Origin of the sequence: Marixanthomonas spongiae (assembly GCF_003095375.1) — a bacterium.
Taxonomy (GTDB): domain Bacteria; phylum Bacteroidota; class Bacteroidia; order Flavobacteriales; family Flavobacteriaceae; genus Marixanthomonas; species Marixanthomonas spongiae.
Genome location: NZ_QEHR01000001.1, coordinates 226,474 through 249,367, shown reverse-complemented (window position 1 = coordinate 249,367; position 22,894 = coordinate 226,474). Strand labels below are relative to the sequence as shown.

At 42.0% G+C, this 22,894-nt stretch carries 19 protein-coding genes; 6 read left to right on the top strand and 13 right to left on the bottom strand.

The window, feature by feature from the left end; translation table 11 throughout:
* Positions 1 to 11: 11 nt before the first annotated feature.
* From DDV96_RS01200 to DDV96_RS01150, 11 genes are all read right to left on the bottom strand, one after another.
* A complete protein-coding gene (locus DDV96_RS01200) occupies positions 12 to 989 on the bottom strand; it encodes an L-histidine N(alpha)-methyltransferase (protein WP_116692910.1) in 978 nt (325 codons plus the stop codon).
* Between the two features lie 16 nt (positions 990 to 1,005).
* A complete protein-coding gene (egtB, locus tag DDV96_RS01195; protein WP_116692909.1) occupies positions 1,006 to 2,172 on the bottom strand; it encodes an ergothioneine biosynthesis protein EgtB in 1,167 nt (388 codons plus the stop codon).
* 114 nt (positions 2,173 to 2,286) lie between these two features.
* Positions 2,287 to 3,072 (bottom strand): energy transducer TonB, encoded by a 786-nt coding sequence (locus tag DDV96_RS01190; protein ID WP_116692908.1) that lies wholly within the window; start codon positions 3,070 to 3,072, stop codon positions 2,287 to 2,289.
* Between the two features lie 2 nt (positions 3,073 to 3,074).
* A complete protein-coding gene (locus DDV96_RS01185; protein ID WP_116692907.1) occupies positions 3,075 to 3,509 on the bottom strand; it encodes an energy transducer TonB in 435 nt (144 codons plus the stop codon).
* A gap of 11 nt (positions 3,510 to 3,520) precedes the next feature.
* A complete protein-coding gene (locus DDV96_RS01180; RefSeq protein ID WP_116692906.1) occupies positions 3,521 to 4,345 on the bottom strand; it encodes a thymidylate synthase in 825 nt (274 codons plus the stop codon).
* Between the two features lie 111 nt (positions 4,346 to 4,456).
* Positions 4,457 to 4,843, bottom strand: coding sequence for a type II toxin-antitoxin system RelE/ParE family toxin (locus DDV96_RS01175; RefSeq protein ID WP_116692905.1), 387 nt, complete (start codon positions 4,841 to 4,843; stop codon positions 4,457 to 4,459).
* Positions 4,834 to 5,076: a hypothetical protein gene (locus tag DDV96_RS01170; RefSeq protein WP_116692904.1), complete on the bottom strand. Its 243-nt coding sequence runs from the start codon at positions 5,074 to 5,076 to the stop codon at positions 4,834 to 4,836. The genes DDV96_RS01175 and DDV96_RS01170 overlap by 10 nt, the downstream gene beginning before the upstream one ends.
* Positions 5,077 to 5,414: 338 nt before the next feature.
* On the bottom strand, positions 5,415 to 7,127 hold the full coding sequence (locus tag DDV96_RS01165) for a NupC/NupG family nucleoside CNT transporter (RefSeq protein ID WP_116692903.1): 1,713 nt from the start codon (positions 7,125 to 7,127) through the stop codon (positions 5,415 to 5,417).
* A gap of 72 nt (positions 7,128 to 7,199) precedes the next feature.
* A complete protein-coding gene (locus DDV96_RS01160; RefSeq protein WP_116692902.1) occupies positions 7,200 to 7,841 on the bottom strand; it encodes a bifunctional nuclease family protein in 642 nt (213 codons plus the stop codon).
* Between the two features lie 301 nt (positions 7,842 to 8,142).
* Entirely contained in the window at positions 8,143 to 9,111 is a 969-nt protein-coding gene (locus tag DDV96_RS01155) for an electron transfer flavoprotein subunit alpha/FixB family protein (protein ID WP_116692901.1), read from the bottom strand.
* 151 nt (positions 9,112 to 9,262) lie between these two features.
* Positions 9,263 to 10,003 carry an electron transfer flavoprotein subunit beta/FixA family protein gene (locus DDV96_RS01150; protein WP_116692900.1) on the bottom strand — a complete coding sequence of 247 codons (741 nt, stop codon included), beginning with the start codon at positions 10,001 to 10,003 and terminating at the stop codon, positions 9,263 to 9,265.
* 218 nt (positions 10,004 to 10,221) lie between these two features.
* On the opposite strand from DDV96_RS01150, the gene DDV96_RS01145 reads away from it, so the two are divergent.
* The 3 genes from DDV96_RS01145 to DDV96_RS01135 all read left to right on the top strand — a co-directional run bounded on the left by DDV96_RS01145 (position 10,222) and on the right by DDV96_RS01135 (position 15,833).
* Positions 10,222 to 11,199 carry a pyruvate dehydrogenase complex E1 component subunit beta gene (locus tag DDV96_RS01145; RefSeq protein ID WP_116692899.1) on the top strand — a complete coding sequence of 326 codons (978 nt, stop codon included), beginning with the start codon at positions 10,222 to 10,224 and terminating at the stop codon, positions 11,197 to 11,199.
* Between the two features lie 156 nt (positions 11,200 to 11,355).
* Positions 11,356 to 13,833: a DUF5686 family protein gene (locus tag DDV96_RS01140; protein ID WP_116692898.1), complete on the top strand. Its 2,478-nt coding sequence runs from the start codon at positions 11,356 to 11,358 to the stop codon at positions 13,831 to 13,833.
* Between the two features lie 593 nt (positions 13,834 to 14,426).
* Complete coding sequence (locus DDV96_RS01135; RefSeq protein ID WP_116692897.1) at positions 14,427 to 15,833, top strand: MATE family efflux transporter; 1,407 nt, start codon at positions 14,427 to 14,429, stop codon at positions 15,831 to 15,833.
* 353 nt (positions 15,834 to 16,186) lie between these two features.
* Here the strand turns inward: DDV96_RS01135 and DDV96_RS01130 are convergent, their stop codons facing one another.
* Positions 16,187 to 18,592 carry a TonB-dependent receptor gene (locus DDV96_RS01130; protein ID WP_116692896.1) on the bottom strand — a complete coding sequence of 802 codons (2,406 nt, stop codon included), beginning with the start codon at positions 18,590 to 18,592 and terminating at the stop codon, positions 16,187 to 16,189.
* Positions 18,593 to 18,685: 93 nt separating this feature from the next.
* Positions 18,686 to 19,222 (bottom strand): hypothetical protein, encoded by a 537-nt coding sequence (locus DDV96_RS01125; RefSeq protein ID WP_116692895.1) that lies wholly within the window; start codon positions 19,220 to 19,222, stop codon positions 18,686 to 18,688.
* Positions 19,223 to 19,417: 195 nt separating this feature from the next.
* Between DDV96_RS01125 and DDV96_RS01115 the strand changes: the two genes are divergently transcribed.
* The 3 genes from DDV96_RS01115 to vap15 all read left to right on the top strand — a co-directional run bounded on the left by DDV96_RS01115 (position 19,418) and on the right by vap15 (position 22,848).
* The gene (locus DDV96_RS01115; protein WP_116692893.1) at positions 19,418 to 19,945 is read left to right on the top strand and encodes an inorganic diphosphatase; all 528 of its coding nucleotides are present in this window, start codon (positions 19,418 to 19,420) and stop codon (positions 19,943 to 19,945) included.
* A gap of 123 nt (positions 19,946 to 20,068) precedes the next feature.
* A complete protein-coding gene (locus tag DDV96_RS01110; protein WP_116692892.1) occupies positions 20,069 to 22,489 on the top strand; it encodes a sodium-translocating pyrophosphatase in 2,421 nt (806 codons plus the stop codon).
* A gap of 128 nt (positions 22,490 to 22,617) precedes the next feature.
* Entirely contained in the window at positions 22,618 to 22,848 is a 231-nt protein-coding gene (gene vap15 / locus DDV96_RS01105; protein WP_116692891.1) for a type II toxin-antitoxin system VapB15 family antitoxin, read from the top strand.
* Positions 22,849 to 22,894: the final 46 nt, after the last annotated feature.

Here is a 22,894-nt window from a genome sequence, read left to right as displayed (position 1 = left end):
TTTGCTGAAAATTACACATTTTTTCGCTTAAACACATAATTTTTATAATACCCTTTGCTGTCGGTGAACGAAGTTTCAATTTTGAGCCCCGCTTCATTTGCCAGCCAGTTCACTACATTGTCGGTGTATTTTTGTGAAATTTCGGTGTGGATGGTTTCCCAAGGTTTAAAGTCAATGGTCAGCCCGAATTGTTTTATGGTCACTTCCATTTTTTTGGTGGCAACCAAAAAACTTTTGGCCGTTCCGGTTTCAGGGTTGTAAGTTTCCCAGTGTTTGAACTTTCCCACTTCAAAATCGGCATCGAGTTCCCTGTTGATACGTGTTAAAATGTTTTTGTTAAAAGCGGCCGTGATCCCCGCATTGTCATTGTAGGCATTCAATATGGTCTGCGGGTCTTTTTTTTGGTCAAAACCCATAAACAGCATATCGCCTTTTTGCATCGTATCTTTCAGTTTTGAGAGGAAATCAATGGCCCGTGGGTGCAATAGATTACCAATGTTAGATCCCAAAACCATAATGACTTTTTTACGGCTGTTGTACTCTTTTAAGCGTTTCAGGACTTCAAAATATTCCCCTTTTTCAGCGTCAACTTCAACGTTGGGAAGTTCCTTTTTTAATTTTTTATAAAGACTGTCAATGGCATTTTGACTTATATCAATGGGTTTATAAATAAAGTTGAATTTGTTTTCTGAAAGGTATTTCAACAATATCTTGGTTTTTTTTCCGTCACCGGCCCCCAGTTCAATAAAATCGAACCCGTTTTCATTTCCGCGGAAATATTCGGCAATAGGCTGGGTGTGCGTTTTCAAAATTTCATATTCGCAATCGGTCAAGTAATATTCCGGCATCGCCATAATATCTTGAAACAGTTTATCCCCGGCTTTATCGTAAAAGTATTTTGACGAAAGGTACTTCGGAAATGCAGTGAGCCCTTCATACACCTCTTTTTTAAAAGAAGTATCCAGTTTGACGTGAGTTTTTGTTGTCATATATAAAAAGTCGGAATTATCTGGCTAACCTTAACCCGGTAAATTGCCATCGGAGGTTTGTTTGAAAAAAATTGCGGTAGGTAGGTCGGGTGTGCTTGGGCGAAGTCGCTACCGAACCGCCGCGCAAAACCTTTTGGTTGACCATGAACTTCCCGTTATATTCGCCAATGGCTCCCGGTGCTTTTTTGTAACCAGGGTAGGGGAGGTACGCACTTTCGGTCCACTCCCAGCGGCTGCCCCATTTAAACTGGTCTTGAGCGGCTTCCCATTCAAATTCGGTGGGCAAGCGGCAACCTTTCCATTGTGCAAAAGCAAATGCTTCGTAATATGAAATATGTGTTACCGGTGCGTTTAAATCCAGTTCTTGAAGTCCGTTTAGGGTGTATTGATACCATTCGCCATCAATATTATGCCAATATTGGGGTTGTGAAATGTTGTTTTGGTTTACCCAATCCCAAGCCTCGGCATGCCATAGGTTGTGGTCTTTGTAACCGCCGGCTTTGATAAAATCTAGATATTCCGCATTGGTAACGAGCTTGTTTGAAATTTCAAAATCGTGCAGGTACACTTTGTGCCGCCCCAGCTCATTGTCGTAACAGAATGCTTCAGGGTCATTGTGACCAATTTCATAGATGCCTTCCGATACAGTAATCCATTCCTGTTCAAAATCCTGAACGGGGTTTTCGGTAAACGAGTTGTTGTATTTTGGGAGCAACGGATTGTTTCCGAGGATGTATTTTATGTCGGTCAATAACAGTTCTTGATGTTGTTTTTCGTGGTGGATGCCAATTAAAAGTGTTTTTTCGATTTCTGAAGTTATTTTACCTGTATTTAAAAACTCTTTCAATTCGCTTGTTACATAATGGCGATAATCATAGACTTTAGCAACGCTGGGTCGGGTTAAATTGCCGCGGTTGTTCCGTACCACACGTTTACCAACCGTTTCGTAATAACTGTTGAACACAAACGCAAAATCTTTATGGAATAGTTTATAATTGGGTTTGTGCGGTTTCAAAATGAATTCCTCAAAAAACCATGAGGTGTGGCCCAGATGCCACTTGGGTGGGGAAACATCGACTATGGGCTGTACTACATAGTCTTCGATTTCCAAGGGTTTGCAAATAGTTTCGGTATGTTCACGTGTTTCCCGAAAAAGGGAAACGAGGTTTTGGGTTTCAGTCATAACAATAACAATAAAGCGCCGGATTTTACCGACACTTTAAAGATACCATTTCTTTTTTTGAAAGATGTTTACGGTTTGTTAAAGGCTGGTGATTGAAGTTAGATAATATTGCTACTATCTTAATTTAAAAATCATAGGTAAATAAAAAACCACGGCTACTGGTTCATTATCTTGTTTAGCGGGTGTCATTCTCGGCAAGGCTTTGATTACTCGTATGGCTTCTTCTTCTAGTTTTTTATAATTAGCTTTTGCTTTAATATTTGATATATAGCCATATTCATTAATTTCGAATTGAATATTAATTCTTTGATTTCCAGAAGGAATCCCATGGATCATTCCAACAAAAAGGTTAAAATTGTTCATTATATGCTCTTCCACATTTTTGGACAAACATTTTTTAAACTCACTATTGGCCGTTGCATAACAACCAGGAAAAACAGGGCTTTTTTGAACATTTTGAAATGAAATATGTTTTTTAACACTAGTAGAGCCTTGCCTGTTTTTTTTGACCACATCTGGATAATTCATGGCTATGGTAAATGAATCATAAAGTATAACACCATTTTTATTTTTATAAGAAGAAATAGGTCTTAGGTTTTTAATTACCTCTTTTACCGCCATATAAAGGCCTATATTGTCAACCTCGAGGCGCATAATATTAAAACCTCCGGCCTGATCAACCAATACTTCTAAAATAATATTCTCAGATTCATTTTCAAGGGTTATAGAATTTTTGCGTTTCTCAAATTCAATTAACAGAAGATTTTCAACATAACTTTTTAAACAGATATTTCTTGCCGCTATATTACTTTTGCTGTTGCAGGCTTCGAGACTAATTTGCTGACCAAAACTATAGGCTTGAAAAAAAAATAATAAGAAAAGTAAAAAAAAGGTACGCAATACTATTTACCTGTTTTAAATGTTATCGGAACCGTAAATTTAATAGCTCGAGGCTTACCGCCCATCATGCCGGGTTTGGTCATTTTGGGCATCGCCATGATGTTGCGTTTGGCTTCCTTTTGAAGTGCAGCCGTTCCTCCTGAAACACTTTTGATTTCCACCAAGCCCGCTTCGTTAATGATGAATTTCACCACCACGCGGCCTTGATCGTTGTTTTTATACGCTTGTGGTGGGTACTTGAAGTTTTTTGCAATGTGTTGTGCCAATTTATTGTTGAAACAAGCATCACGTTTGGCAACATTTCCTTCTTCGCAACCGGGCCACACGGGAGGGATTTCTTTAAGGGTCACCACGTTTTTTTGTACATCACCCCATTCTTCTTGGGCAAAGAGTGTGGTTGAAAAAACAATGCAGAATATAATTAGGGCATTTTTCATAGAATAGGTTTTTAAATGGCTACCGCTCCTTTGATATGTGGGTGCGGATTGTAATTTTCTAAAGTAAAGTCATCAAATTTAAAGCCAAAGATATCTTTGACGTCTGGATTGATGTGCATGGTAGGCAAAGGCCTTGGTTCTCGGGATAATTGTAATTCAACTTGTTCCATATGGTTGCTATAAATATGGGCATCGCCAAAGGTGTGCACAAAATCGCCGGCTTGATAGCCACAAACCTGTGCCACCATCATCGTCAACAACGCGTAGGATGCAATGTTGAAGGGAACACCTAAGAAAATATCGGCACTGCGTTGGTATAATTGGCAAGATAGCTTTCCATCGGCAACGTAAAACTGAAAAAAAGCATGACAGGGCGGTAACGCTGCTTTACCGTTGGCTACATTTTCTGAAAATGGTTTGCTGGTATTGGGCATTACGCTGGGGTTCCAGGCACTGACCAACATCCGGCGGCTATCGGGGTTGGTTTTCAACGTCTCAATGATTTCTGAAATCTGGTCGATCTCTTCACTGTTCCAGTTTCGCCATTGATGGCCATAGACCGGGCCAAGGTCGCCATTGTCGTCGGCCCATTCGTTCCAGATCCTCACACCATTTTCTTGAAGGTATTTTATATTGGTATCGCCATTTAAAAACCACAACAGTTCGTGAATAATCGATTTTAAATGCAGTTTTTTGGTGGTTACCATGGGGAAGCCTTCGCTGAGGTCGAACCGCATTTGGTAGCCAAATACACTTTTGGTGCCGGTACCGGTGCGATCGTGCTTTTCGGTGCCGTTTTCAAGAACGTGCTTTATAAGGTCGTGGTATTGCTTCATCGTCAAAAAAATTAATGGCTAAATGTAAACAAATGAACCGTTATTTAAAAATAGGAATTTGTTTCAGGTCCAATAGTTATCAACGAAATGTTTATTGTTGAGTCTGTGAGTTTATGGATAGGTTATCCGTGTGTGTTCGAAAAAATGTTTTGCTATTAGTGAACAAGTGGTAATTATTGGTTTTACTTGGTTCTTTTTTATTTTATCGGGATATTGCTGTGTATCAAAAACGTCTATTATTTCGATTTGTTTTTTCTTCGTATTTACCCAATAAATTATCTTTTTTTGATGCACTAAATAGCGAAATTCTTTTGTTCTGTTTTTTAACCTTGGTTCTATTTGTCCAATTTCCGGTTGTGTTCGTAATCGTAATGTTGCAAGCACTATTTTACGGTTCTCATTTTTTGCAACCCTATTGCTGGCATGTTCCTTTAAGTAAATAAAGATCTTTCTAAGTTCAGCTTTTGCGAAATCTGTCCAAAAAATTTTTAAGTCCACCTTTCAATTTCAGCTAAAAGGTCATTTGCCTCGGTTAATCTTCCGCTTTTAGAATCTTCCATTGCTTTATCAATCCGCTTATTCAATTCCTCAACAGACATGGATTTTATCTTTTTGTCCTCGGCGCCAAATCTTTCTTTATGCAGTATGTTCTCAAGTTTTGAGATAGTGTCTTCGTTTTGAAGTTTTAAAAACTCTTGAACAAATTCTAATTTTCGGGCTTTCAAGTTCATTTTCTGAGTGTTTTTATCAAATATAGGCATTTATCTGTTTGATATTTCTTCGAAATAAAAGTTATAAGATGCAGCCAGTTGTGAGATAATAGATAAGCAAACTTGAACAACTATGGGATAGCAATCATCTCCGTTTTATCATCATTTGATTTCTATAATCGATAATTAAAAAAATATTGTTAAATCAATTACTAAATGAGTCTATAAATTAAACCTGAACCTGCTTGTGCTCCGCCTGCGTATCGCAAGCTTTAGTGAACCACCGTTTGCACAGGCTTATGGCTTATGGCGTCGGCTGAGACACAAGTTTTTTTGCTTGAAAGAAAACCTAAAACCAACTACCCAATAATCATCCCAGCGATCGTCGCCGAAATTAAAGAAGCGATGGTCCCGCCAATCAAGGCTTTCATTCCAAAGCGGGACAATTGTTTGCGCTGTCCCGGTGCTAAAGAACCAATCCCGCCAATTTGGATACCAATGGAGGCAAAATTGGCAAATCCGCACAGCATATACGTGGCCATGATAATGGATTTTTCATACTTTAAATGAAGGTCGTTAGAAACGTCTTTTAAATCGGCCAACTGGATATAGCCTACAAATTCGCTGGCGGCGAGTTTAATGCCCAGCAGTTGCCCCATCATCATAATATCTTCTTTTGCCACACCAATTAGCCACATTAAAGGAGCGAAGACGGTTCCCAAAATGGCTTCCAGCTTTAAACCGGAATAGGCAGTGTTTTTGGCAATCCAGCCATTGAGCGAAGTAATATCCCCTATCCATCCCAAAATACCGTTGAACATGGCAATAAACGCTACAAACACCAAGAGCATAGCCCCCACATTAACAGCAAGCCTAAGCCCTTCGGTGGTACCATTGGCGATGGCATCTAAAAAGTTGGAGCCTATTTTTTCAGAAGAAACCTCCACATCCTTTATCACTTCTTCAGTTTGCGGATAGAGTATTTTTGAAATCACGATCGCACCTGGCGCCGCCATTACCGAAGCAGCCAACAGGTGTTTTGCAAAAGTTAATCGCAATAATGGGTCGTCCCCCCCTAAAAACCCGATGTAAGCGGCCAATACGGCTCCGGCAACGGTTGCCATGCCGCCGATCATGACCAACAGGATTTCAGATTTGTTCATCTTTTCCAGATATGCCTTGATTAAAAGCGGAGCTTCGGTCTGGCCCAAAAAGATGTTTCCGGCAACGCTCAAACTCTCTGCTCCTGAAATTTTCAATGCCCGCGACAACAGCCAGGCCATGGCTTTTACCACTTTCTGGATGATGCCCAAATAGAACAGCACCGAAGTCAAGGCCGAAAAGAAAAGAATGGTGGGCAATACCTGAAAAGCAAAGATAAACCCGAACGAATTGACGTCCAGCATACCGCCAAACAGGAATTCGCTACCGGCTTTGGTGTAATTCAATACATTAACAAACAATTGCCCAACGGCTTCAAAAATGCTTTTTATAAAAGGCACTTTCAACACGCCAATGGCAATGATGAGTTGGAAAGCAAGGCCGATGCCCACGGTTTTCCAGTTAATGGCTTTTCGGTTGGAACTAAACAACACCGAAATCAATAATAACGTGACCATCCCCAAAACACCGCGCCACAAACTGTTGAGCGAAAATCCTTGCGAGGGGATTACTTTGGCAACCTCTTTGGTTTCAGGTGCTGTTGCTGTTGCGGCATCTTTCTTTGCCTTGAAAGCGTAAACTACATCGTTTTCAGAAAAAACGAGGGTGCTGTCGGTTAGTTTGGAAACACGATACCTGCGTATGGTATCGTTGGGTTTACTGTAAAATAAGACGAGCAGCTTGTTTTGATAAATATAATCCCCAGAGGCTTCTAAGCTGTCTTTTGCCTGCAAACTGTATTCAAACCTGCCCTTATCTAACGACAGGTAATCGTGATAGGGGTCCAATTTAAACAAGGACGCTCCTTCTTGGTTTTTTATTTCGGTGAATTGCCAGACTTTTTCAATGGATTGTGAAAAGGCAGTGGTGCCGACAAGGCATAAAAGAGCAATCAATAAAAATTGCCGCATAGCGTTTAGGGTTTATTAATTACTTCTGAAAAATATAACGGTTCATATCTATGTGTTTCTGAAATTTTAAAACTACTCCCGTTTTGAAATTTCGTCCCGGATGCTGGCTGCTCGCTCGTAGTCTTCATTGGCAACAGCTTCGTCTAACATTTTATTCAGTTCTTTTAAGGAAAATTTACTGAAGTCCTGTTTTGACGGCGCGACCGATTCTTTGTCTTCCCCACCGATCAATTCTTCCAAAACAGTTTCTTCCTCTTTTGAAATTTTGTCCTTTTTCCCGGTTGGACGGCTTTTTTTAGATGTTTTTAAATAAATCCCTGCTTTGTCAAGTATGTTCTTGTAAGTGAAAATAGGGGCGTTAAACCGAAGCGCAAGAGCGATGGCATCGCTGGTGCGGGCATCTACAATCTCTTCCAGCCCTTCGTGTTCGCAAATAATACTGGAATAAAATACGCCATCGACCAGTTTGTGGATAATGACCTGTTTTACCACAATACCGAAACGGTCGGCAAAGTTTTTAAAAAGATCGTGCGTTAACGGGCGGGGCGGTTTTATTTCTTTTTCTAAAGCAATGGCGATGGACTGGGCTTCAAACGCACCAATAACGATGGGCAGTTTTCGTTCGCCTTCCTCTTCGCTCAATATCAAGGCGTAGGCGCCGTTTTGCGTTTGGCTGTACGATATTCCTTTTATGTTCAGTCTTACGAGACTCATGGTTCAGTGCTTCGGCCCTTGCACTTGTGCCTCCCTTAAATTATGATGACAGGCAGGTGTTACAGGGCGGGTTGAAAATGTGCGATAAAAATAAAAAACTGTTTAAAAAAGGAAGTTTCCTTAATTAAACAGCCTTTTATTATAGGCACAAAGTAACAAAAAATATGTGTTTTGTGCGTTGGCTTGTGTATAATTTTTTTATCCGTCTTAAACTAAACTTCAAAACAATCCCCAAGCAGTTTACTTTCGGGATTCTCTGTCAATATTTGACAGGTAGGCTCAGCCGCCGGATATTGAATAATTATGCGTTCTGGGCTTTGAACTCTTTAAGTTTTTCATTCAGTTTTGGCACTACTTCAAAAGCGTCGCCCACAATACCGTAATCGGCATTTTTAAAGAACGGGGCCTCAGGGTCGTTGTTGATGACCACTTTCGTTTTTGACGCATTAATTCCTGCCAAATGTTGAATGGCTCCTGAAATACCTATAGCTATGTACAAGTTTGCGGCTACAGGCTTTCCGGTCTGTCCCACGTGCTCGCTGTGCGGTCTCCAGCCCATATCGCTCACAGGTTTGGAGCAAGCGGTGGCTGCGCCCAAGGTTTCGGCAAGGTTTTCGATCATGTCCCAATTTTCGGGACCTTTCAGGCCGCGTCCGCCAGAAACTACAATTTCGGCATCGGCTATGGTCACCTTATCGGTTGCTTTGTCAACAGAAACCACATCTACCGAAAAGTCTTCCGAAGAAAGTTTTGGAGAGAACCCTTCGGTAGTTCCGGTAGCTTCGCTTTCCTTGACGCCGTAAGCGTTTTTGGCCAAGCCCACTACTTTGATGTCGGTTTTATACTCGGTAATGGAAAATGCCTTATTGGTAAACACGCTGTGCTTGACTTTAAAAGGGTCGGTGCTTTCTGGCAGTTCGGTAACGTTGGGTACGTAGCCGGCATCTAAATGCACGGCCAAAAGGGGGGCCATATATTTGCTGTTGGCACTACTGGACACTACGACCACTTTGGCATCTTCTTTCTTGGCGGCTTGTGCAATGACATCGGCATAGGCTTCTGCATTGAATTTTTTGAGTTTATCGTTGTAAACATTCAACACTTTCTCGGCACCGTATTTTCCAAGATCGTTAGATTCGTCGCCATTAATGGAAACAGCGGTTACATGCGTGCCCATTTTATCGGCAATTCCTTTAGCGTAGGAAACGGCTTCTTGGGCTATTTTTTTAAATGTTCCTTCTTCAGATTCGGTATATACTAGTATAGACATTTTTATTTATGAATTATGAATTATGAATTAGGATTCAGGTTTGGTTTTTCTCTCTTTTCTGAATTCAGCATTCTTAATTCTAAATTATTAAATTACTTTAGCTTCATTGTTCCCCTTTGTCTTGTGAGCGTTCCCCAAAGAGGGCGAAGCATTATATTACTTTTGCTTCGTTATGCAATAGATCGACCAATTCGTCAACGGTTTCAACCAATTTGATGTCGCCTTTAGGAGCTGGTTTTTCAAATTGTGCCGTTTGTGTTTCGGCATTTGCGTCAACGGGATCTTTTACGGTTAACGGTTTTTTACGGGCCTGCATGATACCGCGCATGTTTGGGATGCGCAGATCGCTTTCTTCCACAATTCCTTTTTGTCCGCCCACCACCAATGGCAGTTTCGCTTTTACGGTTTCTTTACCGCCGTCAATCTCACGGATAGCCGTTGCGGTGTCGTCTTCAATTTCAAGGCTGATGCAGGTATTTACAAAATTGGCTCCGGTTAATTGAGCAATCATTCCAGGAACCATTCCGCCGTTATAATCAATCGATTCACGACCACCAATTATAAGGTCGTAACCACCTTCTTTTACTACATTGGCTAATTGTTTTGCCACAGAAAAACCATCGGTAGCTTCGGCGTCAACACGAATGGCTTCGTCTGCACCAATGGCGAGGGCTTTTCTCAATGTAGGTTCGGTTTCGGCGCCGCCTACGTTCACCACGTGTACGGTAGCACCTTGTTTTTCTTTGAACCACATAGCGCGGGTAAGGCCAAATTCGTCATTGGGATTGATGACAAACTGTACCCCGTTTGTGTCAAATTTGGTGTCGTTATCGGTAAAATTAATTTTTGAAGTAGTGTCCGGTACGTGACTTATACACACTAAAATTTTCATATATTTTGTATCTTTATAGGTAATATTTTTTTCGAACAATCCAGAGCTTTATTGGCTTTGAATTATTTAGGCACGAAGATAGGGATATATTTCCAAAATATGCTATGCGCGCATAATAAATTTCCGTTAAATGTTAATAAAAAGTACGTTCACACATCCAGAATATACTATTTTTGTCGTCTTGATGAATTTTTCAGAACAGAAATGAACCACTATTAATGAAAACACTACAATTCAGAGAAGCAATAGCCGAAGCCATGAGCGAAGAAATGCGCCGCGACGATACCATATATTTAATGGGCGAAGAAGTGGCCGAATATAACGGCGCTTATAAAGCCAGTAAAGGAATGCTCGACGAGTTTGGCGCCAAGCGCGTTATCGATACGCCCATTTCCGAACTTGGGTTTTCCGGAATCGGTATTGGCTCTGCCATGAACGGCAACCGCCCCATTATCGAGTTTATGACGTTCAATTTCTCGTTGGTGGGGATTGACCAAATAATCAACAACGCAGCAAAAATGCGGCAAATGAGCGGGGGACAGTTCAATATCCCAATCGTTTTCAGGGGGCCAACGGCTTCGGCAGGACAATTGGCAGCAACACACTCGCAGGCCTTTGAAAGTTGGTACGCCAACTGCCCCGGATTGAAAGTAGTGGTGCCGAGCAACCCTAAAGATGCAAAGGGGCTGTTGAAAAGCGCCATTCGCGATGACGACCCCGTGATTTTTATGGAAAGCGAGCAAATGTACGGTGATAAAGGCGAAGTGCCCGAAGGGGAATATTTAATTCCGTTAGGAGTTGCTGAAGTAACACGCAAGGGAGCCGATGTAACCATCGTTTCCTTCGGAAAAATCATTAAAGCTGCCTACAAAGCCGCCGAAGACTTGGCCCAAGAAGGCATTGAATGTGAAATTATCGACCTGCGCACCGTGCGTCCTATGGATCACGACACCATCTTGGAGTCGGTTAAAAAAACCAACCGTTTGGTCATTCTGGAAGAAGCGTGGCCATTTGGCAATGTTGCGACCGAAATCACCTATCAGGTACAAAGTCAAGCGTTTGATTATTTAGATGCACCCATTGTTAAAGTCAACACTGCCGATACTCCGGCACCTTATTCGCCCGAACTGTTAAAAGAATGGTTGCCCGGCCCAAAAGATGTGGTGAAAGCGGTGAAAAAAGTGATGTATAAATAAAACCTGCCAAACAGGCATCGAGTATTGGGTTTAAAGATCCCGCTACTTTTTTCAAACAAAAAAAATCACAAATTTTCTTCATAATTATTTGTGATTTTTTTGTGATTTGTTCATTGTATTTTGGTTATTTTCCCATATTTCCATTCTAATACCTTTATGAGGCAGTCCCTTTTCCTATTTTTTTTATTGTTCACGACCATTGTGGTTGCCCAGACCAAAGTAAGCGGTAAAATTACCGATGCGGCTGGCGACCCGCTGCCTTTCGTGAACGTTATCTTTAAGAATTCAAACGAAGGGACCATTTCCAACGAAGAAGGACGCTTTTACCTAGAGAGCGATACCAATTATAAAGCGGTCGTGTTTTCCTTTATAGGTTTTGAAAGCAAAGAGGTTCCGCTAGGCGCGAAAAACACCTATAAAATGGAAGTGGTGCTGCAAGAAGAAGCCGCCGCCTTGGACGAGGTGGTGCTCATTAGTGGCAAACAGCCCAAAAAGAACAATCCAGCCATTGATATTCTTCGGAAAATTTGGGAAAACCGGCGCGAAAACGGCGTTAAACAATTTAAGCAGTACAGCTACGACAAATACGAAAAACTGGAGTTCGATTTAAATACCATAGACAGCACGCTGATAAAAAGCAAGGTGTTCAAAGGAATGGAATTTATCTGGGACCAAATCGATACCTCGAACGTTACCGGAAATTCCTATTTGCCTATTTTTATCAATGAAGCGTATTCCAAAGTGTATGGCGACAATGTTTTGAATGAGGAAAAAGAAGTCCTTAAAGGGAACAAAAACTCCGGTTTTCAGAACAACCAAGCCTTGATAGCTTTTGTAAAAGATCTTTATAAGGAGTACAATGTCTATGACAATTACCTGAAATTTTTCGACAAAGCCTTTGTAAGCCCCCTTTCCCGAACAGGCATCGATGTGTATAACTACAAATTGCTGGACAGTGCGTACCGCGATAACAAATGGTGCTATAACATTGTGTATTACCCGCGCAGAAAAAACGAACTGACTTTTAAAGGCGATTTTTGGGTAAACGACACCACTTGGGCCATTAAAGAGATCAACCTGCAAGCTTCAAAAAGTGCCAACATCAACTGGGTGCGCGAAGTGTATATTGAACAGGAATTCGAAGTGCTCAACGACAGTACTTTTTTAATAACCCGCGATCACTTTTTGAGCGATTTCAGCCTTCGGAAAAAGGAAGAGGCCCAAGGAATCTACGGCAAACGCACCACGTTGTACGATAATTACGAATTTGACATCAAAAAAGACAAAAGCTTTTATGGCGAACAGACCGACCCTTATAATGAAGCCGTTTACAACCGTCCCGATAGCTTTTGGGAACAAAACCGCTTAGAGTCGCTCAACAAAGATGAAAAAGGTATTTATAAAATGCTCGATACCTTAAAAACCGTTCCTAGATTTAAAACGTTGTACAACATAGGCGCAACTTTGGCAACCGGGTATTACGAAGTAGATAATGTGGACATTGGTCCCGTGTTTTCCATTTTTGGCTTTAACGAAGCCGAAGGATTGCGCATCCGTTTGGGCGGAAGGACCTATTTTGGTCAAAACGATCCTTGGCGTATTGAAACCTTCGGTGCATACGGGTTTAAAGACAAACGGTTTAAATATGGCATTTCGGGCAAATTGTTGCTGGACCGGAAATCACGGTTGAAAGTATTTAGCGGCTATCGAAAAGATGTAGAACAAACCGGGGCCAGTTTAACAACGAGCAATGACGTGCTGGGGCGGAGTTTGGCCTCATCATCGCTTATTTCAGTAGGTTCTAACGATCGCTTAACACGAATAAAATTGGCCACGGCAGGCGTTTCTGTAGAACCTGCCAAAAATTTTGTAGTGCGCGTAACTGGTTCACACCGAAAACTGCGTTCGGCGACCGATACTTTTAGTTTGGATTATTTTGCCGAAGACGGAACCATAAAAAGCACCATTTCACAACCCGAAATAGAGTTGGGGCTTTTTTACACCCCGCAACGAAAAACCTCTGGTTATGGTGTGGAACGAACCATCATCAACGATGGCGATTTCCCCAGTTTTTATTTGGGCTATACGTATGGGCTAAAAAACATCCTCGATGGCGATTTTGAATATAAAAAACTGCAAGCTTTTTATACCCAACCTTGGAACATTGGTGGTTTTGGCCGGTTGTATTCCACTGTTGAGGTGGGGAAAATATTCGACCCCGTGCCTTTGGGATTGTTAAGTCCGGTGCCTGGAAACCAAACCTATTTCAGTTTGTACAATGCGTTTACCAACTTGGATTATTACGAATTTGTGACCGACACCTACACCTCGCTGCATTTGGAGCACAATTTTGGAGGCCGTATTTTTGGCCGTATCCCATGGCTTCGCGATTTAGACCTGCGGGAAGTAGTTGGCTTTAGGGCGGTATATGGTGAAATATCCGACGAAAACCGGGCGCTTAACGCCTCTAACATTACCTACCGCGCGCCAGGGGATATTTATTGGGAGTGGAGCGTAGGCGTAGGAAATATTTTCAGGATTTTCCGTCTGGATTTCAACTTCCGCGGAAATTATCTGGACAATCCCGGAGCTCGTGAGTTTGGCGTTACGGGCGTATTTGGATTCTCTTTTTAGAAAATGGGTTGATGATTTGCATCATTGTCATTTCGACCGTAGAGAGAAATCACATTCCCTTTGTTCCGTCTTGGTTTCCATTTAAAAAAAATCATTGGTGTCCAAAGAAAGTTTTTTAAATTTTTAAAAGCTCAACAAACATAACTGTTTCGAGTGTTTTCTTTATAGACACCTTTCTGTTTAGTTTTGGTTATTTTTTAAAACGTAACAAATTTTAAACACAAATACCAGATGATTAACTATCAGGTCTTACGTCTTAGTCGGACACGACTAAAAAAAAATGATCAAATTGTATTTTTTCCCTAACATTTCAGAAAAAAGCTGCCACCCTATTCCGTGGGAATTATTAGGGCAATCTCGGGGAGGTATATTTCACGCAACTGGTGTTTTTTACTTTTCTTTTCAAAAAAAATCTTTTCAGAAGTACAACATACTGAATTAATACACTATATTTGTTTCATTATGAGGAAATTGGATATTGCATAACAATACATTCTGTTAAAAAAACGTAGTTGAATAAACGTTTTTAATTGGAATGTCCCTCTCTGCTTGGAGAGGTTTTACGGTATGTACTAACCAATTCCTTCCAACCAATGACTTCATTTTACCACTCACTAAAAAATGTTATAAAACTTTTTAGGCAGGCTATTTCCGGAAAAGAAATAGACTACACCAAAGGCAGTATCCGCAAAGCAATTTTTTTGCTTTCGGTGCCTATGATTCTTGAAATGTGCATGGAATCGATATTTGCTTTGGTGGACATCGCTTTTGTATCGCGTATAAGCACCAATGCAGTTGCAACCATTGGTCTTACTGAATCTGTAATCACTCTTGTTTACGCCTTGGCAGTGGGTTTGAGCATGGCCGCAACTGCTGTGGTTGCGAGACGCATTGGCGAGAAGGATGCGTCGGGCGCCAATAGAGCAGCAGTTCAAGTAATTATTTTGGGCATTTTGGTCGCCGCCATAGTATCGGTATTCGGTATTTTATACCCAAAGGAGATCTTAAACCTTATGGGCGGGGAACACGATTTAATTGAAGAAGGGTATCGCTATACCCAAATTCTTTTCGGCGGAAATATTACCATCGTTTTACTGTTTCTAATCAATGCTGTTTTCCGGGGCGCTGGAAATGCTTCTATGGCAATGTGGGTTTTAATTCTTTCTAATGGATTAAACATTATATTAGATCCGATATTTATTTTTGGGTTAGGGCCTATTCCCGAATATGGCGTCGCCGGTGCTGCTATTGCGACCACGATTGGTAGGGGAGTGGCAGTATTGTTTCAGTTGTTGGTTCTTTTTTATGGAGCTACGCGAATTAAATTGGCCGTCAAAGATATAGGGATTAATATTTCGGTTATGTGGAACTTGATAAAAGTTTCTTTAGGCGGAATTGGGCAATTTATTATTGGCACATCCAGCTGGATATTTTTAATGCGGATTATAAGCGAATTTGGCAGTGAGGTACTTGCCGGCTATACTATTTCCATACGTATTATTATGTTTACATTGATGCCTGCCTGGGGAATGAGCAACGCCGCAGCAACCTTGGTGGGGCAAAATTTAGGTGCAAAAAAACCCGACAGGGCAGAAATTTCAGTTTGGAAAACTGGAAAATACAACGCTTGGTTTATGTTTTTCGTGTCTATATGCTACCTTGCTTTTGCTGAAACTATTATAAGCTGGTTCAGCCCACAAGCTGATATCATTGAATACGGGGCCTTGAGTTTACAAATTATAGCGGCTGGATACGTTTTTTACGCTTATGGTATGACCATTAACAATGCTTTTAACGGTGCCGGGGATACCAAAACGCCTACGGTGATTAATTTTTTCTGTTTTTGGGTGCTGCAATTGCCCTTTGCTTATATAGCTGCCTTTTGGTGGGATTGGGGGCCGAAAGGCGTTTTTTGGGCAGTTACCATTGCCGAAGTGCTCATTGCCGTCATCGCTATGCTTTGGTTTAAAAAAGGAACATGGAAGCAGGTTGACGTGTAGATAAAAAGAGGTTGTCTAAAAAGTAATATGAGCCGGTAGAAGTATTTTATCCCTTACATTTCAGAAAAAAATGTCACTTTATGCTGCGGAAAGTATTCGGAAAATAACAAGACTCGCGAATTTGGTGCAACTGCTGTTTTTGGTTTTTTTTAGAAGATGGGTTGATGGGTGCTTTATTTCATTTCGACCATCAGTCATTTCGACCGTAGGGAGAAATCACATACCGTGACTCACGTCCTGCTTTTCAATTTGAAGGTAACAATCACAATAATCTTTCCCGTTATCATTTCAGAAACAAAAAACTGCCACCTTAAAAGATGACAGTTTTTGAAATAATGATCGCCTAACAAGCCTTAGAAATCGGCCCGAAGCGATAAAATAAAATTACGTCCTGGTCCAGAAATCCCTGAACTGTACGGGCGATACCGTCTGTCGGTTATATTTTCAAGTCCGCCGGTAACGGTGAACATATCGCTTAGGCGGTAACTTGCTTTGTAGTTAAGCGTGTACCAACCGGGCGCATACGGATTCCCGTTATCGTCGATGGCATAGATTTCGGTCTTGCCTTTTTCCGATTCCGGCAGGTCTTCAAACTCACGTTTGCCGCTGTAATTCATATATAATTGCATGTTCAGGCCTTGTGCAGCATACGTCAATCTGGAAACCCCAAACCAAGGTGCGGCGTGGCGGGAACGGCTGGTCGAGCCATCGTCCAGTTCTTCTTCGCCGTACTGGTAATTGAAGTCTGAAGAAAACCCAAATCCGCTGGGCAGTTTCACTTCCACACCGGCTTGCACGCCATAAACATGTGCCTCGGCAGCATTTTGAATGGCCTGAACTTGGCTCAATTGCCCGTCGTACATAATGCTGTCTTGCCCATTCAATTTAAAATCACGGCGTACCAGAGCATTTTTTAAATGGGTGTAATAACCCGTTACATCTATTTTTACCACATCGTCAAAAACTTTGGCAATGCCCAAATCGACATTATACGCATACTCGGCTTCCAAATCAGGGTTCGGAACGACGACAGCACCGGGTTCAGAATCGAACACCTTGCCCACATCGTCCACATTGGGTGCCCTAAAAGCGGTAGAGGCATTCGAGCTGATCACCCAATCACGGGTTGGGCGGTACACGACCCCTAAACTACCGGTAAGGTTGCCATTGTTCAAGGAAGCTTTTTCAAAAGGGAAAGGGTAAAACTGGGTGTCGAATTCGGCATCCAGTTCAATAAAGTTATACCGCAGCCCTCCCTGTAGCAGCACTTGATCGTTAATGGTAAATTGATCGGAAACATACGCGGCATACGATGACCAAGTTGCTTCTGGATAACGGCTTGGTCCCGGTTGGCTCACGCCTGTTTCAATGTTGAGGTCAGTTCCGGTTGAGTTTACATCATTAGTAATGGCCTCGACACCATAATACAGTTCGTGGCGTTCGCCAAGTGCTTTTGTGAAATCCACGTTGGCCGAATATGCATCCACCTTTTCAATACGTGTTTCACGATCGGGTTTGTTGAAGTTTCGGCTAATGCGGCTTTCTTCAAAATTTTGAATCGCCAATCGCACAGATAATTGGTCATAAACGCTATTTTCTTTGAAATGGGTAACATTCAAATTGTTCATCATCCATTTTTGTGGGCCATAGTTCCACTCGCCATAGCGGGGTTTTCCGTTTCGGGTGCGTTGGCGGCGATCGTACCGCGCATAATCCGAGGTTTCAGAATAATGCAAACCATATTGGAAATCCCAGTTTTTGTTGGGTTTAAACCTAACTTTTTGCATTAAGTTCATCTGCGAATAACCAGAAGGCCGCTGTATTTTAGGGTCTTCGTTGGCAACCACAACGTCCATGCTGTCTTGACGCTTTACGTAGTACGGCCGCAAAAACTCGTCAGGACCTTCGCTGCCTTGTTTTAAATTATCATAATCGTAAGAAGAAATGCTGGTGGCAAATGCCCATTTTTTCCAACCTACGTTTACGTCGAGATGGGCGGTTTTTTCATTGTTTGCCGAAGCGTATCGCATCACTGCTTTTCCCGTAATATACGGTTTGTCGTCCAACGAAAATTGTGGGGTAAGCGTTTGAAAACTCATTACGCCACCAATGGCATCACTTCCGTAAATGACCGATCCTGGCCCAAAAAGCACTTCCGCGTGTTCAGTGGCAAATGGGTCGAGCGAGATAACGTTTTGCAGGTTTCCGCCTCTAAAAATGGCGGTGTTCATTCGTACCCCGTCTATGGTATAGACCAAACGGTTGGTGGCAAACCCACGTATCATGGGGCTTCCGCCGCCTTGTTGGCTTTTTTGGATGAATACTTCCCCTGAAATCCCTAACAAATCGGCTGCCGTTTGCGGATTTTGCAGTTTGATTTCTTCAGAAGAAATGGAGGTTATTTTTGAAGGGACATCAGATGAGGATTGATTCCACCGGGTCGCCGAAATCACCACTTCGTCCATACTGATGTTGGAAGGCTCCATGAACAAAAGGAAATTTTCGGCTTCCAGTTGAGCATAGCTTTTCACTTCGGTTTTGTAGCCAAGGGTTCGTATTTCAATCTTTTCAGCATCTTTTAAAGCCGAAATATCTGCTTGCCCTTTACCGTTGGTGGTGGCATAAGCATGCGTGCTTTTACTGATAAGGGTGACCAGTTCCAGCGGTTCTTCCGTGGTCTGGTCTTTAATGGTGATTACCTGCGCACTTGCCATGTGGACAAAGCCAAGCAACACCATCAATAAAATAATATGTCTCATTGTTGGATAATTAAGTTTTAAATAAAAGGTATGGCACAGCTAATTAAATAACTGTGCGACTTAAAAAAGTAAGGTGTATATGAAAAGTTGCTGTTAACCTATACGTGGAGGCATATCTGGGGGCGGAAGGGAAATGGATTGATAATCTATGGAATAAAAAAAACCGATTTCCTGTATGTTCTCTATTTCTGAAGTATAAAAATGAATTGTAGGACGTTCGTTAAAAAACAAGCTACGGTAAAATTTGGTAAGCCGTTTGTGTTGTTCTTTTGTTTGACTGTCATCGTCCAGCACACCTAAAAGGATCTTGTTAAGCTTTCGGTTGAGTTTTGTTTCTTCATAATCCCACCAGCACCAATAACTAATACTGTCTATGGTTTTTTTGGTTTCCACCACATCGTACATTTGGCCTTTGTATTCAAACTCTTTGGAGTGTTCCCATCGTAGCTTTTCATCTATTTCAGCCTTCGAAAATTTCAGCAAAACCAATTCTTCCTTGTCAATGCCAGCGATGAGGTTGTGCTTCAGTTCTTTTTTAAGGGTTATTTTATGAAGAGACAGCCATAGGTAGGTCCCCGCCGAAGGAAGCAGCAAACAGAGCAGTAAGAGGGTGCTTATGTATTTCTTCATACTGGGGAAATTGCAGGCAAATGTAATTATTTTAAAGGTTTTTTCACCCCGTAGGGGTTTGAGTTTTGAAATGCTCCTTCTGGGTAAAAATTTAATCCTCTTTTTAGTGCAAGAACCGTCTAAAAGCGTTATTTTTGCACGCCCAAACTATATAGACACAGTTTGGAAAAACGATTTAAATAAACTGAACTAAAAATGACTGCAGACAGAGTACAGACCTTCGATGTGTTGGTTGAAATTCCAAAAGGAAGCCGGAACAAATATGAATACGATTTTGAATTGAAAAAAATACGCTACGACCGTATGATCTTTTCGTCTATGATGTATCCGGCAGATTATGGTTTTATACCGGAAACATTAGCGTTGGACGGCGATCCATTGGATGTGTTGGTGTTGGTGACCGAACCTACTTTCCCCGGCTGTGTAATTGAAGTAAAGCCCATTGGCGTGTTTCACATGGCCGACGAAAAAGGGCCTGACGAAAAAGTAATCTGTGTGCCCGTGAGCGATCCCATTTCCAATAACGTGAACGACCTTTCTGAACTGAATCCACACTTGATCAAGGAAATAGAGCACTTTTTTCAAGTATATAAAGACCTGGAAGAAAAGAAAGTAGATGTTGGCGGTTGGGGTGATGTTGAAAAAGCCAAGGAAATCGTTGCCAAATGTGTAGAGCGTTTTCGCGACAGCGATGTGCCATTTCAAGAAGTGAGCATTAGGTAACCGACGTTTTTCCCATACCGTATTGACTTAAAAATAGAAAGCAGTAACCAAGCCGGTTATTGCTTTTTTGTTTTGTTCTATTTTGTTACTTTAGCACCGCTTTAACAAAACCTTTATACAATTATGGAACAAAACATTATTTATGTACCTATAGCATTGGCCGTTTTAGGACTTCTGTTTATGCTCATAAAAATGAGCTGGGTAAAAAAACAACCCGCCGGAAACGAGCGTATGCAATCTATTTCAAAAAGCATTAAAGAAGGGGCCTTGGCCTTTCTAAGTGCAGAGTATAGGCTATTGGCTGTATTTGCGGTTATAGCAGGCGTCTTGCTGTTTGTTATTTCCACCTTGGTGCCAACCACCAGCTGGATGATCGTGCCCGCTTTTTTAATAGGAGCTGTTTTTTCAGCCTTGGCCGGAAACATCGGAATGCGCATTGCCACCGATGCGAATGCCCGTACTGCCGAAGCTGCAAAAACCAGTTTGCCACAGGCCTTAAAAGTCTCTTTTAGCGGTGGAACCGTAATGGGGCTGGGTGTTGCCGGCCTTGCTGTGCTGGGGCTTAGTTTGTTTTTTATGTTTTTCGTGAGCCAGTTTATTACCGAAAATGGTGATTTTTATGGCAATATGACCGTTGTGCTCGAAGCCTTGGCAGGATTTTCATTGGGTGCAGAAAGCATTGCGCTTTTTGCCCGTGTAGGCGGCGGAATTTACACCAAAGCGGCCGATGTTGGTGCCGATTTGGTAGGAAAAGTGGAAGCCGGCATCCCAGAAGACGATCCGCGTAACCCGGCTACCATTGCCGATAACGTGGGCGATAACGTAGGGGATGTTGCCGGAATGGGGGCCGATCTCTTCGGAAGTTATGTGGCAACCGTTTTGGCCGCCATGGTATTGGGTAATTACGTAATTCGCGATATGAGCGTGGATGGTCAGTTTACGGATGCCTTCGGAAATATGGGGCCAATTCTTCTGCCGATATTGATCGCTGGTGTTGGAATTTTAGCTTCTATCATCGGGACTTTTTTAGTCGGTATTAAAAATAATGAAGCCAAAGAACCCCAAGTTCAAAAAGCGTTGGATATGGGTAACTGGACGGCCATCGTACTTACCTTGGTTGCCAGTTGGTTTTTAATAGACTGGATGTTGCCGGAAACCATGAATATGGTGTTCTTTGGCGAAGGCACTAAAGAAATTGCAAGCATCAACGTATTCTGGTCGGCCTGTATTGGTTTGGCCGTTGGAGCGTTAATCTCTTTTGTAACGGCACACTACACCAGTTTGGGTAAAAAACCGGTCATGGATATCGTTAACAATTCTTCCACTGGAGCGGCGACCAATATCATTGCAGGGTTGGCCGTGGGAATGAAATCTACCTTTTGGAGCGTGTTGCTTTTTGCCGCTGCCATTTATGGATCGTATGAATTGGCTGGTTTCTATGGCGTAGCCTTGGCCGCGTCAGCGATGATGGCGACTACAGCGATGCAGCTGGCCATCGATGCCTTTGGTCCCATAGCCGATAACGCCGGAGGTGTTGCCGAAATGAGCGAACTGGAACCACACGTTCGGGAACGTACCGATATATTGGATTCAGTAGGAAACACAACTGCAGCGGTAGGGAAAGGCTTTGCCATTGCTTCGGCAGCGTTGACGGCCTTGGCCTTATTTGCTGCTTATGTAACGTTTACAGGAATTGACGGAATCAATATTTTCCGTGCCGATGTGTTGGCGATGTTGTTTGTAGGCGGAATGATTCCGGTAGTATTTTCAGCTTTGGCTATGAAATCGGTCGGGAAGGCCGCGATGAAAATGGTGCAAGAAGTACGTCGTCAGTTTAAAGAAATCCCCGGTATCATGGAAGGTAAAGCTACGCCAGAATATGGAAAGTGTGTGGATATTTCAACCAAAGCAGCTTTGCGCGAAATGATTCTTCCTGGCCTGTTGACCATTGTAACGCCTGTAATTATCGGCTTGGCGTTTGGCGCAGAACCTCTTGGTGGTTATATGGCCGGAGTTTGTGTAAGCGGCGTGATGTGGGCGATATTTCAGAATAATGCCGGAGGCGCTTGGGACAACGCTAAAAAATCGTTTGAAGCTGGGGTGATGATCAACGGCGAGATGACCTATAAAGGAAGCGATGCGCATAAAGCGGCCGTTACCGGTGATACAGTGGGAGATCCGTTTAAAGATACCTCAGGCCCATCGATGAACATTTTAATTAAGTTAACATGTTTGGTCGGTTTGGTGATTGCTCCAATTCTGGGCGGTCATGGAATGGACGAAGAAGTGGAAATGGAGAACGTTTCAGAAGAAATGTATATGATCGATGCAGAAGGCAACCAAACCTTATTGACCGATAACCAAGCGGAACAGGTAAAAGAGATTTCAAAAGAAATTATGGTCAGTTTGTCATCTAACGATACATTAACTACCGCCGAAGTTACCATCAGGACCACGAAAGATGGCGAAACAACCACTGAAACTAAAACCTTTACTGGTTCAGAAGAAGAAGTGGAGGCGCAAATAGAAGCGCTACGGGAGTAGGCTTAACAATTAAACGTTATTGGTAGAATAATCTAAACCCTGCTGTTACGGCGGGGTTTTTTGTGGTTTACATTAATGTTAGGCTAATCGATAATTTTCTTAATTTTGAATAAGTAAATATGGAAAAGATGAAAACAGCCTTGCAGATAGATATGACTTTTGACCAGATTTTATCGATTGTAAAACAATTGCCAAGACGACAAAAATTAAAATTGACCGCCGCTTTGGAGGAAGAGGCCATTGATTCAAAACTATCTCAACTTCTTAAAACCTTTAAAACAAAAGAGCTCGATTTAAAAACTGTAAACGAAGAAGTAGAACAGGTAAGACAGGAAATATATGACAAACAAAACCGTTAAGGTTATTTTCGATACGAACGTTTGGATTAGTTTCCTTATAGGAAAA

What these genes read in the sequence shown, in the direction of transcription:
- DDV96_RS01200 (WP_116692910.1), bottom strand. Translation starts at nt 989, where the DNA reads ATGACAACAAAAACTCACGTCAAACTGGATACTTCTTTTAAAAAAGAG.
- egtB (WP_116692909.1), bottom strand. Translation starts at nt 2,172, where the DNA reads ATGACTGAAACCCAAAACCTCGTTTCCCTTTTTCGGGAAACACGTGAA.
- DDV96_RS01185 (WP_116692907.1), bottom strand. Translation starts at nt 3,509, where the DNA reads ATGAAAAATGCCCTAATTATATTCTGCATTGTTTTTTCAACCACACTC.
- DDV96_RS01180 (WP_116692906.1), bottom strand. Translation starts at nt 4,345, where the DNA reads ATGAAGCAATACCACGACCTTATAAAGCACGTTCTTGAAAACGGCACC.
- DDV96_RS01170 (WP_116692904.1), bottom strand. Translation starts at nt 5,076, where the DNA reads ATGAACTTGAAAGCCCGAAAATTAGAATTTGTTCAAGAGTTTTTAAAA.
- DDV96_RS01165 (WP_116692903.1), bottom strand. Translation starts at nt 7,127, where the DNA reads ATGCGGCAATTTTTATTGATTGCTCTTTTATGCCTTGTCGGCACCACT.
- DDV96_RS01160 (WP_116692902.1), bottom strand. Translation starts at nt 7,841, where the DNA reads ATGAGTCTCGTAAGACTGAACATAAAAGGAATATCGTACAGCCAAACG.
- DDV96_RS01155 (WP_116692901.1), bottom strand. Translation starts at nt 9,111, where the DNA reads ATGTCTATACTAGTATATACCGAATCTGAAGAAGGAACATTTAAAAAA.
- DDV96_RS01150 (WP_116692900.1), bottom strand. Translation starts at nt 10,003, where the DNA reads ATGAAAATTTTAGTGTGTATAAGTCACGTACCGGACACTACTTCAAAA.
- DDV96_RS01145 (WP_116692899.1), top strand. Translation starts at nt 10,222, where the DNA reads ATGAAAACACTACAATTCAGAGAAGCAATAGCCGAAGCCATGAGCGAA.
- DDV96_RS01140 (WP_116692898.1), top strand. Translation starts at nt 11,356, where the DNA reads ATGAGGCAGTCCCTTTTCCTATTTTTTTTATTGTTCACGACCATTGTG.
- DDV96_RS01135 (WP_116692897.1), top strand. Translation starts at nt 14,427, where the DNA reads ATGACTTCATTTTACCACTCACTAAAAAATGTTATAAAACTTTTTAGG.
- DDV96_RS01130 (WP_116692896.1), bottom strand. Translation starts at nt 18,592, where the DNA reads ATGAGACATATTATTTTATTGATGGTGTTGCTTGGCTTTGTCCACATG.
- DDV96_RS01125 (WP_116692895.1), bottom strand. Translation starts at nt 19,222, where the DNA reads ATGAAGAAATACATAAGCACCCTCTTACTGCTCTGTTTGCTGCTTCCT.
- DDV96_RS01115 (WP_116692893.1), top strand. Translation starts at nt 19,418, where the DNA reads ATGACTGCAGACAGAGTACAGACCTTCGATGTGTTGGTTGAAATTCCA.
- DDV96_RS01110 (WP_116692892.1), top strand. Translation starts at nt 20,069, where the DNA reads ATGGAACAAAACATTATTTATGTACCTATAGCATTGGCCGTTTTAGGA.
- vap15 (WP_116692891.1), top strand. Translation starts at nt 22,618, where the DNA reads ATGAAAACAGCCTTGCAGATAGATATGACTTTTGACCAGATTTTATCG.